General features: G+C 73.4%; 7 protein-coding genes. 3 read left to right on the forward strand and 4 right to left on the reverse strand.

Annotated elements, in window-relative coordinates; translation table 11 throughout:
• Window positions 1-27: 27 nt before the first annotated feature.
• From AS857_RS28355 to AS857_RS28365, 3 genes are read right to left on the reverse strand one after another with little or no spacing between them, the layout of a single operon-like run.
• Window positions 28-2,463 carry an FtsX-like permease family protein gene (locus AS857_RS28355; protein WP_058046028.1) on the reverse strand — a complete coding sequence of 812 codons (2,436 nt, stop codon included), beginning with the start codon at window positions 2,461-2,463 and terminating at the stop codon, window positions 28-30.
• Window positions 2,460-3,152: an ABC transporter ATP-binding protein gene (locus AS857_RS28360; protein WP_058046029.1), complete on the reverse strand. Its 693-nt coding sequence runs from the start codon at window positions 3,150-3,152 to the stop codon at window positions 2,460-2,462. Before AS857_RS28360 ends, AS857_RS28355 begins: the two co-directional genes overlap by 4 nt.
• The gene (locus tag AS857_RS28365) at window positions 3,149-3,673 is read right to left on the reverse strand and encodes a PadR family transcriptional regulator (protein WP_058046030.1); all 525 of its coding nucleotides are present in this window, start codon (window positions 3,671-3,673) and stop codon (window positions 3,149-3,151) included. Before AS857_RS28365 ends, AS857_RS28360 begins: the two co-directional genes overlap by 4 nt.
• 317 nt (window positions 3,674-3,990) lie before the next feature.
• On the opposite strand from AS857_RS28365, the gene AS857_RS28370 reads away from it, so the two are divergent.
• The 3 genes from AS857_RS28370 to AS857_RS42135 all read left to right on the forward strand — a co-directional run bounded on the left by AS857_RS28370 (window position 3,991) and on the right by AS857_RS42135 (window position 11,343).
• Window positions 3,991-6,261, forward strand: a complete 2,271-nt coding sequence (locus AS857_RS28370; protein ID WP_058046031.1) for a transglycosylase domain-containing protein — start codon at window positions 3,991-3,993, stop codon at window positions 6,259-6,261.
• A gap of 106 nt (window positions 6,262-6,367) precedes the next feature.
• Window positions 6,368-9,073, forward strand: a complete 2,706-nt coding sequence (locus tag AS857_RS40130; RefSeq protein WP_058046032.1) for a protein kinase domain-containing protein — start codon at window positions 6,368-6,370, stop codon at window positions 9,071-9,073.
• A gap of 8 nt (window positions 9,074-9,081) precedes the next feature.
• On the forward strand, window positions 9,082-11,343 hold the full coding sequence (locus AS857_RS42135) for a protein kinase domain-containing protein (protein WP_058046033.1): 2,262 nt from the start codon (window positions 9,082-9,084) through the stop codon (window positions 11,341-11,343).
• A 10-nt stretch (window positions 11,344-11,353) separates the two neighbouring features.
• Here the strand turns inward: AS857_RS42135 and AS857_RS28385 are convergent, their stop codons facing one another.
• On the reverse strand, window positions 11,354-12,817 hold the full coding sequence (locus tag AS857_RS28385; RefSeq protein ID WP_058046034.1) for a catalase: 1,464 nt from the start codon (window positions 12,815-12,817) through the stop codon (window positions 11,354-11,356).
• Between the last annotated feature and the right edge of the window lie 41 nt (window positions 12,818-12,858).

The following is a 12,858-nucleotide window of genomic DNA, read 5'->3' on the forward strand; positions in this document are numbered from 1 at the left end:
CCGGTCACCGCTGATCACCCGCGCCCGTCACTCCGTCCGTATGCTCTCCGGCCGTGTCAGGCGCCACAGGGTGGGCAGTGCCAGCAGCGTCACCGCGACGATCACGGCTGCGCCGGCGCCGGCCAGCGGGACGAACGCGAACCAGTCCCGTACCCGCTCGTGGACCAGCGCCAGCATCAGCCGGCCCAGTCCCAGGCCGCCCGCCGTCGCCAGCACGAGGCCCACGGCGACGGGGATCGCCGTCTGCCACAGCACCGACCAGGCGAGCGTCGACCGGTCCGTCCCGCAGGCGACCAGCACGGACAGCGCCCGCCTCCGCTCGCGCAGCTGTTCCACCGTGGCGACGAGGAGGCTCAGCCCGACGAGGACGAGGACGCCGACCCCACCGGTCGTCAGTCCCGCCTCGACGGCCGCGAAGTGGTCCTCCTTCACGACGCCGCCCATGCGCCACACCCGCATGCCGGGGTCGATGGCGGCGGCGGTGTTGCGGAACCGCTCGATGGCGTCGTCGCGGTCGCCGGGGTCGACCCGTGCCAGCACGGTGGTGCGGGCGTCCGGGATCGCCCGGGCGTCGATGGCCGACGGCGTGGCCAGGATGCCGAAGGTGTCCGATCCGGCGGGGGCGGTCCGGGTCTCCACGACGCGCGCGGTCCGTGGCACCGTCCACCGGTAGGCGGGCGTGCCCTTGGCCCTCGCCTCCTCGAAACCGTCCATGTCCAGCACGGTGCCGGGAGGGAACCGCCCGGCCGTGTTGACGTCGCCGTCCTTCTCCTGCGCCACGAACACGTCGCCGTCGCGGCAGGAGTCCAGCTTCGCCATGCGGCTCAAGGTGGCGCAGTCGGCCACGTGCACCGTGGTGACGTTGCGCTCCGGGCCCGAGCCGCTGGAGGCGTACTGCTCCACGAAGGCGACGGTGTCGCGGACGCCCGGCGTGGCCCGGAACGCCTCGGTGTACGCGCGGAGTTCGTCCGGCGTGCCCGGGCGGTAGGCGGCCTGCACCTGGGAGTGGCTCGCGACCGTCCCCGGGGGGCCCTCGTAGTCGCCCCGCATGCCGGAGACCATCATCTGGACGGCGACGGCCCCGGCCACCGCCACGGTGATGCCCGCGACCGCCCGCGCGGCCGGACCGCTGTCCGCCTGCAGCCGCCGCGTGGCCAGCTGCCAGGCCGGAGGACCGCCTCGCAGCCGGGCCACGCACACCTCGACCAGCCACGGCAGGATCACGGCGACCCCGGTGAGCAGCAGCGCGGCACCGGCGGACGCCAGGACCGGCTGCCCGGAGCCGAGGACCAGGTCGCCGCGCGTCCCCAGCACGCCGGGCGCCAGCAGGGCCAGACCCGCGGCCGGGATCAGCAGCCGCCACCACAGCCGGCGGCGCCGGACCGGGGCGTCGCGGACGACCCCCAGCGGTTCGGCCGCGACGCCGCGCAGCGCGAACAGCGTCACGGCGACGGCCAGGGCGGGCACGGCGACGGCGATCAGCGCGGCCAGGACCGGGGCGGGGGTGACGTCCGCGGGGAAGACGCCGACCTCGCGGATCACGACGTGCGGGGCGAAGCCGCGCACGAAGAGGAAGATCCCCGCCCCTGCCAGCAGGCCGAGCAGGGCGCCGCACAACGCCTCGCCGGCCGCGATCCGCCGGGTGGACCCGATGCCGGCGCCGACGAGCCGCAGCGCCGCCAGCCGCCGCTCGCGCCCCTCGCCGCCGAAGCGGACGGCCGTGCCGATGAGGACCGCGACCGGGAGCAGCAGCACGACGCACACCATGGCCGCCAGGACGACGATGCGCGGGTCCACGGGGGCGTCCTGGCTGCTGCCGAAGGAGTCGATGTGGACGACGCCGCCGCCCTGCGCGATCCGGTCGCTGCCCAGGTAGTAGAAGAGCTCGTCGGGGCCTATGAGCCCCGCGTCGCCGATGGTGCCCACGGTCCGGTGGCGGAACCGCTCGCCCAGCAGCTTCCCCTCGTCGGAGGCGAGGAGCCGGCCGAGGGCGGGGGAGACGACCATCTCGCCGGGGCCGGGGAGCGCGGTGACGCCGGGCGGCACCGGGGCCCCGGGGCCCTCGGGGCGCAGGATCGCGCCGTCGACGAGCCGGTCGCGGAAGTCCGTGGACGCCCGCTGGTAGAGGAGCGTTCCCGTGCCCTTGCCCGGCTGGTCGTCCGGCGGGATGTCCGCCCCCGCCGGGAAGATGCTGCGGGCCGTGGTGCGCTGGTCGCGCTCGTCCAGCAGCTGCGGCACGGACGCGGCGATCGCCAGGACGGCCACGCCGAGGCCGACGGCCAGTGCGGTGAGGGCGGCGCGCAGCAGGCCCTCGCGGCCGCCGGTGACGGTGAAGCGCGCGCCCATGAGCAGGTCGCGGAGCCAGGCGGCGGGGCCGGACGGCCCGGCGGGGTGGTCCGCGGGGCCGTGGCCGGGGCGCGGGGCCCGGCCCCCGGGCCCGCTCTCGTCGTCGCGTGCGGTCATGACAGCCTCGCCCCCGCCATGTCACGCGCCCGTCCGTCGCGCACGACGACCTCGCGGTCGGAGTACGCGGCGACGCGCGCCTCGTGGGTGACCAGGACGACGGCGGCCCGGGTGTCCCGGGCGGCCTCGGTCAGCAGTTCCATCACACGCTCTCCGTTGAGGGAGTCCAGGGCGCCGGTCGGCTCGTCCGCGAAGATCACGCGCGGGGTCGTGACCAGCGCCCGGGCGACGGCGACGCGCTGGCCCTGGCCGCCGGAGACCTCGCCGGGCCGCTTGCCGCGCACGTCGGCGACCTCCAGCCGTTCCATCCACCGCATGGCCTGCTGCTCGGCCTCCTTGCGCCGGATGCCGCCCAGCCGCAGCGGCAGCGCCACGTTCTCCACGCACGTCAGCTCCGGCACCAGCTGGCCGAATTGGAAGACGAAGCCGAACTCGCCGCGCCGCAGGGTGCTGCGCTCGGCGTCGGAGAGCTCCGAGAGCTTGCGCGCGCCGTAGCGGACGGTGCCCGCGTCCGGGCGAATGATTCCGGCCAGGCAGTGCAGCAGAGTCGACTTTCCGGAGCCCGAGGGGCCCATGACGGCGACGATCTCGCCCGGGTGGACGGAGAAGTCCGCGCCGTCCAGTGCGGTCGTGGGCCCGTACGCCTTGCGCAGTCCGGTCGCGGCGAGCAGGGAGCCCGACGGCGTCATGAGCGCACCACCCCGGCGAGCTGGTCGAGCCGGGCAGCGGTCATTTCCAGCCAGCGCAGGTCGGCTTCCAGATGGAAGAGGGCGTGGTCGCAGATCAGCTGGTCGGCGAGGTCGCCGCCGGTCTTGCGCCGGGTGAGCTCGCGCATCAGCCGCAGGTGCTCGGCGCGCTGGGCGTCCAGCAGGTCGGCGGCGTCCCGTCCGGTCAGCAGGGCCACGACGACCTTGGTGTAGAGGACGGACTGGAGGTAGGGCTCGGGCTTCTCGGGCCGGGCGAGCCAGTGCGCCACGTCCGTGACGCCGGCGTCGGTGATCGCGTAGCGCTTGCGCTCGGGGCCGTCGCCTTGCTCGACCCCGTCGACCTCCACCAGGCCGTTCTTCAGCAGCCGCGACATGGTCGCGTAGACCTGGCCGTAGTGGAGCGGGCGGTCGTGGCCGAAGCGGGCGTCGAAGGCGCGCTTGAGGTCGTAGCCGTGGCGCGGGCCGGACTCCAGGAGCGCGAGCAGGGTGTGTCCGATTGACATGCTCCGGACTGTACATCGTGTGTATACACATGGCGTATAGGTGGCTGAAAATCGCCTACGACTGGCCGGTGAATGGTCCCTGCAGTTATTGCCTTCCCATCCCGACGGCCCCTCGTACGCCCGCTGTTCGGGCTGCCGGATCGGATCCGGAATCGGAGCCCTGTACGGTTTCCCGCACTGCGCCGCGCCCGGTTCCCGCCAGCCGGGGTGCTGTATGTCACGTGGTCCAAAGCCTTGATCAATGGGCGTTTGGTGACAGTTGCGGTGTTAGCTTCATGAGCTGGGTTGGGGGCGGAAAGACTGGAGCTACGGGAGAGATGGGCCGAGCGGAAGCGCGACGGGCGCAGAAGAGCACCCGCACAGCAAAGGGCAAGAAGCCCAAGAAGGCCGGGAAAACCGGTATACGCCGCTTCTTCACCTGGAAGAAGCTGCTCGCTTATTTCGTGGTGCTGGTCGCTCTCGGGGCGGGTGCCTGCGTGGCGCTCTACATGTATGTGGACGTCCCCAAGGGCAACAGTCAGGCCAAGCTGCAGAGCAACGTCTTCAAGGACGCCGACGGCAAGATCATCGCGCGTAGCGGTGACGTCAACCGCCAGGAAGTGTCCATCGACAAGATTCCGGTCGATGTCCGGCGTGCCGTCGTCGCCGCCGAGAACAAGAACTTCTACACGGACCCCGGCGTCGACATCAAGGGCACCGCGCGCGGCATCCTCAACACCGTGATGGGCCGCGGCAAGCAGGGCGGCTCCACCATCACCCAGCAGTACGTCAAGAACTACTACCTGGACCAGCGCCAGACCGTCACCCGCAAGGTGAAGGAACTGGTCATCTCCCTCAAGGTGCAGAAGGAGAAGTCCAAGGACGAGATCCTTGAGGGCTACCTGAACACCAGCTTCTACGGCCGCGGCGCCTACGGCATCCAGGCCGCCTCCCGCGCGTACTACAACAAGGACGTCGACAAGCTCAGCCTGGAGGAAGGCGCCTACCTCGCCGCGCTGCTCCAGGCCCCCAGCCAGTACGACTGGACGGTGGCCACCCCCGCGGGCAAGGAGAACGCCAAGGCCCGCTGGAACTACGTCCTGGACAAGATGGTCGAGCAGAAGTGGCTCGACAAGGACAAGCGCGCCACCATGCAGTTCAAGGAGCCCGGCAAGCCCCCGGCCGCCAAGGGCCTCACCGGCCAGAACGGCTACCTGATCGAGGCCGCCAAGGCCGAGATGCGCAAGAAGCTGGCCAAGGACGGCCGCCCCGAGAGCGACCTCGACGCCGGCGGCTGGACGATCACCCTCAGCGTCGACAACAAGAAGCAGAAGGCCCTGGAGAAGGCCGTCAAGGACAAGCTCCTCGACGACCTCGACCCCAAGGCCCGCGCGGTCGACAAGAACGTCCAGGTCGGCGCCGCCTCCGTCGACCCGAAGACCGGCAAGGTCGTCGCCCTCTACGGCGGCACCGACGCCCTCCAGCACTGGACGAACAACGCCACCCGCGAGGACTACCAGGTCGCCTCGACCTTCAAGCCGATGATCTTCGCCTCGGCGCTGGAGAACAAGTCCACCACCCAGGACAAGGTGCGCATCAACGCCGGCACCCTCTACGACTCCACCACCGAGCGCCCGGTCACCGGCACGACCGAGCACTTCGCCCCGGAGAACGAGGACGGCTACTCGCACGGCATGATCCCCGTGCAGAAGGCCATGAACGACTCGGTCAACTCCGTCTTCGCGCAGATGGCCATCGACGTCGGCCTGCCCGAGGTCAAGAAGACCGCCGTCGAGATGGGCATGAACGGCAAGGTCCGCGACTTCGTGGAGAAGCCCGCCATGTCGCTGGGCTCCATGGGCAACAGCCCGCTGCACATGGCCGGCGTCTACGCGACCCTCGCCCACCACGGCAAGAAGGTCACGCCCTCGATCATCAAGTCGGCCTCCCAGAACGGCAAGGAGCTGTCGCTCGACAACCCGATCGGCGGCGACGCCATCTCGCGGAACACCGCCGACGGCGTCACCACCGTCCTCAAGGGCGTGGTCGACGACGGTACGGCCTCCGTCGTGCAGAGCGTCGGCCGCCAGGTCGCGGGCAAGACCGGCACCTCCGACGACAACAAGTCCGCCTGGTTCACCGGCTACACCCCCGACCTGGTCACCGCCGTCGGCCTGTTCGGCGAGGGCGAGGGCGGCAAGCAGGTCACCCTCAAGGGCACCGGCGGCAACGGCCGCGTCAACGGTGGTACGTACCCGGCCCGCATCTGGGCCGCCTACACCGCCAACGCGCTGCAGGGCTCGGACGCCGAGGAGTTCGACCTTGAGACGAACATGAGCACGACGGTCCCGGTCATCCCCGGCCCGCCCGCCTCGTCCAGCCCCTCCGCGCCCGCGTCGCACAGCCCGTCGCCGTCGCCCTCGCGGCCCTCGCAGTCGCCGTCGGCCTCGTCCTCGCGGACCCCGTCCCACGGCACGTCCTCGCCGCCGCCGTCCTCGCGGCCGCCGGTCCCGCCGGTCTCGCCCAGCGGCAAGCCGTCGAGCGCGCCGCCCAGCAGCGGCACCGGCGGGCTCCAGCCCAACGGAAGCCGCGAACCGATCCGCGACTGACCCCCGGTCAGATCCCCGCCCCGGCCGTCGTCACCCTCTGTGTAGGGTGAGCGGCCGGGGTTTTCGCTGTCCCGGCTTCATCGGGATCGTTCGGGGGGACATCGGCGTGGCCGTGCTGCAACCGCTGCGGGAGACGACGCCACGGCGGATCGGTCCCTACGACCTCCTCGCCCGGCTCGGCTCCGGCGGCATGGGCGAGGTCCACCTCGCGCGCGGCCCCGAAGGCACCGTCGCGCTCAAGACCGTCCGCGCCGCGCTCGCCGGCGAACCCGGCTTCCGGGCCCGCTTCCGGCGCGAGATCGCCGTCGCGCGGTCCGTCGACAGCCCCTACGTCGCCCGGCTGACCGGCGGCGACGCCGACGCCGACCCGCCGTGGCTCGCCACCGAGTACGTGCCCGGGCCCACGCTCGCCGAGGCCGTCCGGCTCGCCGGGCCCCTCCCGCCCGCGACCGTACGGGCCCTGGGCGCCCACCTCGTCCGGGCGCTCCACGCCGTCCACGCCGCGCCCGCCCTCCACCGCGACCTCAAGCCCGGCAACGTCCTGCTCGGCGCCGACGGGCCCCGGCTCATCGACTTCGGCGTCGCCCGCGCGCCCGACGCCACCACCCTGACCGGCACCGGGCTGATGGTCGGCACGCCCGGCTTCATGTCCCCCGAGCACCTGGCGGGCGGCCGGCACGTCGTCGCCGCCTCCGACGTCTTCTGCCTCGCCTCCGTGCTCTGCTACGCCGCGACCGGCGAGGACCCCTTCGGCGACGGGCCGCTCGCCGCGGTCCTCCACCGCGTCTCCCAGGCGAAGACCGACCTGTCGGCCGTCCCCGCCCCCCTGCGGGACGTCCTCGCGGACTGCCTCCACGTGGACCCGGCGGCCCGCCCGGGCACCGAGACCCTGATGGAACGCTTCGGCGCCCCGCACACGGGCGCCTTCGGCTGGCCGGCCCCGGTACGGGAACGCATCGCCCGGGGCCGCTCGGAAGCGGACTCTGCGGCGCAGGGCTCGCCGGTGACTACCTTCCGCTGCGATGACGGGCAGCCGGCCGGGGACGGTTCGGCACCGCCGGGTGGCGTCGTGGGGGCTGAGCGCCGTGGCGGCGGACTCGGAGTGGCGGGGCCTGGCCCTGCCGGGTCGGGGGCCGATGGCGCTGCTGGTTCTGCCGTGCCCGGGGCGTCGGCGGCGGCTTTCCTCCGCCGCGACGGTGATCAGCTTGCTACGGCCTTTTCGGCGGTGCCGGGCCTGCCTGAGGGTGGTTCGGCACCGCCGGTCGCCGTCGTGGGGGCTGAGCGCCATGGCGGCGGACTTGGAGTGGCGGGGCCCGGGGGACCGGTTCCGGGCGTGTCTGCGTACGTGCATGAGCTGCCGACGATGGGCGCACCTCAGCCCGCCTCGTCGCCCGCCCCGAGCCGGGGCCGTTCGCCCCTCACGCTCGGGCTCGCCGCGTTCGCGGCCCTCGTCGTGGGGGCCGCGGGCGTCTTCGGAGTCCACCAACTCACCCGGCCCGGCGGGGACGACCGCCCCGCGGATGCCGCCGCCGCGAAGGACAAGCCTGCGCAGGGCGGCGGCCCCGACGGGGTCGACGAGGCGGGCGGGCCCGACGGCGCGGGCAGCCTTCCCGGGCGGGCCACCGCCCGCCCCGCGGGCTGGCACGCGTGGTCCGGCCGGTTGTCCAAGGGCCCGCTCGGCTGCGCCGCCGACGGCATCGCCCTCGTCTGTCAGCTCCTGGACGGCTCCTACGAGGCCGTCGGCGCCAAGGACGGCAAGCAGTTGTGGCGGTACGACCCCGTGGAGGGCCCCGAGGCCGGGACCTCCGCCTCGATCAGCCCGACCGGCCTGGTCATCGTCCCGGGCGGCGGCCTGCCGCCCGCCGTGCGGGCCGGGACGGCCGTCGTCGCGGCCGGGGGCCGGATCCAGGCCCGCGACGCGGCGAGCGGCAAGGTGCACTGGGAGAAACGATTCGACGCCGAGCCCGGCACCATGAGCTTCAAGGGCAAGCCCCTCGTCGTGGGCGGCCGCGCCTTCGTGGGCGTCTCCACCACCGGCCAGGGCTACGACCTCCTCGCCTATGACCTTTCCGACGGCCGTGAACTGTGGCGCAAGCGCCTCGCCAGCGCCCGGCTCGCCCGCGCCTTCCAGCAGGACTTCTCGCCGGTGGCCGCGAAGGACGGCGTCGTGTACGCGCGTTCCGAGCGGGACGTGAGCGCCTACGACGCCGCCACCGGTGCCGAGCGCGGCGAGACCGAGCCCGTCGGGCGCGGCTGCGAGGAGATCCTCGTCCAGGGCGGCTCGGTGCTGTGCGGCGAGCACACGAGTGACCGCGACGGCGGTCGCCTGACGCTGCACCGGTTCGACGCGTGGAGCCTCGCCGCGGGCGAGGACGTACCGTTGGCGGACGCCACCGCCCGGCGCGACCTGCGGATCACGTCCGCCGACGACAAGGTGGTCGTGGGGGTGGACCACAGAGCCTCGCGCGTGGTCGTCGTCGACCGTACCGGCCGCACGCCCGAGCTGGTCCGTACGGTCCCGAAGTCCGACGCCCCGTTCCCCCGGACCCTGGCGTCCGCGCCGCTGATCGTCGGTGACCGGCTGCTGTTCGCGACCAACACCGCCCTCGTCCGGGCACCGCTGGACGCAGGGCAGGGCCGGACGACGCCCGTCGAGGGCGCCCCCGGTGACCGCCCGGAGCCCGACTACGACAAGAAGAACGGCGTCGACCTCACCAAGTCCGTGCGGCCGCCCGTCGCCCTTCCCGCCGGCGGCGTCGTCCACATCGTCTACGACCAGGGCGTCGTCCGCTCGGTCGAGCTGCCGCACTAGGGGAACACGTGCCGGAACCACTCGCCGGGCCGCCGCGCACCGCCGGCCCGTACCGTCTGCTGGGCGCGCTCGGCTCGGGCGGCATGGGCGAGGTGTACCTCGCGCGCCGCACGGGCGCGGCGGCCGCCGGGCTCGTCGCGGTCAAGACGGTCCGTCAGGACCTCGACCTGACGCCCGAGTTCCGGACCCGCTTCCGCCGGGAGATCGACTCCGCGCGGGCCGTCCGCAGCCCGTACGCGGCCGCTCTCGTGGACGGCGACGCCGAGGCCGCCCTGCCATGGCTCGCGACCGAGTACGTGGCGGGCCCCTCGCTGGCTGAGGCGGTGGCCCGTACGGGCCCGCTGCCCGCCGAGGCCGTGCGCGCGCTGGGCGCCGCCCTCGCGCGGGCCCTGGCCGACGTGCACGCCGCCCGCGTCCTGCACCGCGACCTCAAGCCGGGCAACGTGCTGCTCGCGGCGGACGGGCCCCGGCTCATCGACTTCGGCATCGCCCAGGCCTTCGACGCCACCGCCCTGACGACGGCCGGTCTCGTCGTCGGCACGCCGGGCTTCATGGCGCCCGAGCACCTGGAGGGCAGCCGCGCGGTGGTCGCCGCGACCGACGTCTTCTGTCTCGGCGCCGTGCTGTGCTTCGCCGCGACGGGCCGCGGCCCGTTCGACGACCAGGAGCTCGCCGCCGTCGTCTACCGCATCTCGCGCGCCGACGCCGACCCGGCCACGCTCGCGGCCCTGCCCGGCGGCCTGCGCGAGACCGTCACCGCCTGCCTCGCCCTGGACCCGGCCGACCGCCCCGCTCCGCAGGACCTGGTCGCGCGGCTGGCCGGTCCGCCCTGCGTCTGGCCGGACGGGGTGCGGGCGCTGCTCGCCGAGCACGAGGAGGCCGCCCGCCGGTGCGAGGCGGCCGCGGAGGCGGCCGTACCCGCCGCACCGCAGCGGCCCGTGCGCCCGCCGCTCGTCCCGCACGCCCCCACGCAGCTGGGCAACGCATCCGGCGTGCCCATGCAGCCCGTGCAGCCCGCGCCGCCCGCCCCGCGCCGCTCGCGCCGTAAGGCCGTGCTCGCGGGCGCAGTGGCCTTCCTGGCCGCCGCGGCGATCGGCGTGGCCGTGGCCCTCCCGCAGTTCACCAAGGGGACGGACGGCAAGGACTCCGGGGCGGAGGCCGTCTCCGCCGCCTCTCCGGGCGCCGCGCCCGCCCGCGTGGTCCCGCCCTACGGCAACGGCGCGCACAACGGCGAGTTCGGCCGGGCCGCCCGGGAGCGGTCCACCCGGCCGGCCGGCTGGTCGCCGTGGAACGCCAAGCTGCCCGGGGGAGCGGGTGTGTGCGTGCTCGCCGGGGAGACGCTGGTGTGCGGCGGCCCGCAGGGCGGCGCGACGGCCCTGCGGGCGGCGACGGGCAGGACGCTGTGGTCGGTGCCCGCCCTGGGGAAGGTGCCGGGCGCCCGGGTGGACACGCCCGCAGTCGCCGGCGGCACCGTCTACGTACCCGGCAGCGGCGGCGTCACCGCCGTCGACCTCGCGACCGGCAAGGAACAGTGGGTGCTGAAGGCTCCCTCCGGCACGTTCCTCAACGGCATGGAGGTGTCCGGCGGCATCCTCTACGTGGTGTGGTTCGCGGCGGAGGACGAGAGCGGGGCCCGCATCGCGGCCCACCGCGCGGACACCGGCCACGAGCGGCTGTGGCAGACCACGGCCGGGGACGTGAACGGCCACCCGCTCGTGCACGACGGAAGGCTGTACCTGTCGTCCGCGTCCACCGTCCACGCCTTCGACATCCGCAGCGGCAAGGAGGCCGCACGCCGCCCCGGCCTCATGTGCGGGTTCCTCCTCGCCCACAAGGACGCGCTGTTCTGCGCCCTGGCCCTGCACCAAGGGGTGACGGTCCTGGACGCGCGCACGCTGGAGCAGCGCAAGGTCATCGCCCCGGGCACCACGGTGGCCGCCGCCCCCGTGGTCGGGGACCGGAACGTCCTGGTCGTCCAGGGCGAGCGCGAGCTCGCCGGTTACGACGCCGGTTCCGGCGAGCAGCTGTGGGCCGATCCCGTCCAGGACGGCCGGCCGCTGCTCACCGGAGACCGCGCGCTGATCGTCACGGTCGACAGGGTCTACGCCTACGGACTGGACCGAGGGGGACAGCAGGGCGACGGCAAGTCCTACAGCGGGCACCCGTGGTCCTCCAGCGGTGCGAGCATCCCGCCGCACGCCCTGGCCGCCGGGCAGGTCGTCTTCCTCGCCTACCGCGACGGCACCGTCCTCTCCGGCTACGCCCCGTAGGGGATCCCGCTCAGCCGCCGTTGACCTTGGTGGCGATGCGGTCGCCGACCTCCTTGTCGATGTTGCGCCAGTACTGCAGGGCCCGCTCCCGGACCGCCTTGCTCACGCCGTTGCCCACGTGACCGGCGACGTTGGAGACGAGGCGGTCGCGGGCGGCTTCGTCGAGGACCTGGCGGACCATCGTGCCCGCCTGGCCCCAGTCGTCGTCCTCGCGGTGCAGCTTGTACGCCTCGCGGACCATCTCGCCCGCCGCCCGCCAGCCGGCGACGTCCCCGAAGCGCCCGGTGTCGGCGGCCGGGCCGCCGTAGGAGTTGGGTGCGTAGGGGCGGGCCACGCGGCTGGGCTCGTAGCGCATGGGGCCGTCCTTGGCGTAGGAGCGGACGTCCGCGCGGGGGTGGTTGGGCGGCAGCTGGGCGTAGTTGGGGCCGATGCGGTAGCGGTGGGTGTCCGGGTAGGAGAAGAGCCGGCCCAGCAGCATCTTGTCGGGCGACGGGCCGATGCCGGGCACCAGGTTCGACGGCTCGAAGGCGGCCTGCTCGATGTGGACGAAGAAGTCGTCGGGGTTGCGGTCGAGCGTCATCCGGCCGACCTCGATCAGCGGGTGGTCGCCGTGGGGCCACACCTTGGTGAGGTCGAAGGGGTTGAAGCGGTAGTCCGGGGCGTCGTCGAACGGCATGACCTGCACGTACATCGTCCAGGACGGGGCGTCGCCGCCCTTGACGGCGTCGAAGAGGTCGCGCCGGTGGAAGTCGGTGTCCTCGCTCGCCATCCGGTCGGCTTCCGCCTGGGTGAACCACTCGATGCCCTGGTCGGTCTTGATGTGGTACTTGATCCAGAACTTCTCGCCGCCCCGGTTGACCCACATGTAGGTGTGCGAGCCGTAGCCGTTCATGTGGCGCCAGGTGCGCGGGACGCCGCGGTCGCCCATCAGCCACGTGACCATGTGGGCGGACTCGGGCGACAGGGTCCAGAAGTCCCACTGCATGTCGTTGTCGCGCAGGCCGTTGTCGGTGCGGCGCTTCTGGGAGCGGATGAAGTCCTGGAACTTGATCGGGTCGCGGACGAAGAAGACCGGGGTGTTGTTGCCGACGAGGTCGTAGTTGCCGTGGTCCGTGTAGAACTTCAGGGCGAAGCCGCGCGGGTCGCGCCAGGTGTCGGGGCTGCCCTGCTCGCCCGCCACCGTGGAGAAGCGGGCCAGCATCTCCGTGCTGCGACCGGGCTGGAAGAGATCCGCCTTGGTGAACTGGCTGACGTCGTTGGTCACGCGGAAGGTGCCGTACGCGCCACCGCCCTTGGCGTGGACCACCCGCTCGGGGACCCGCTCCCGGTTGAACTGGGCCATCTTCTCGATCAGATAGTGGTCCTGGAGAAGGATGGGTCCGGAGTCGCCGATGGTGAGCGAGTGTTCGTCGCTCTCGATGGGGATGCCGGCGTTGTTGGTGGTGTACGGGGTCTGCTGCGCCGAGTCGGTCATGGGACGCCTCCCGGTACGGGGATGGTGAGGGCGCGCGGCAG

This window comes from Streptomyces roseifaciens, assembly GCF_001445655.1.
GTDB lineage: Bacteria > Actinomycetota > Actinomycetes > Streptomycetales > Streptomycetaceae > Streptomyces > Streptomyces aureoversilis.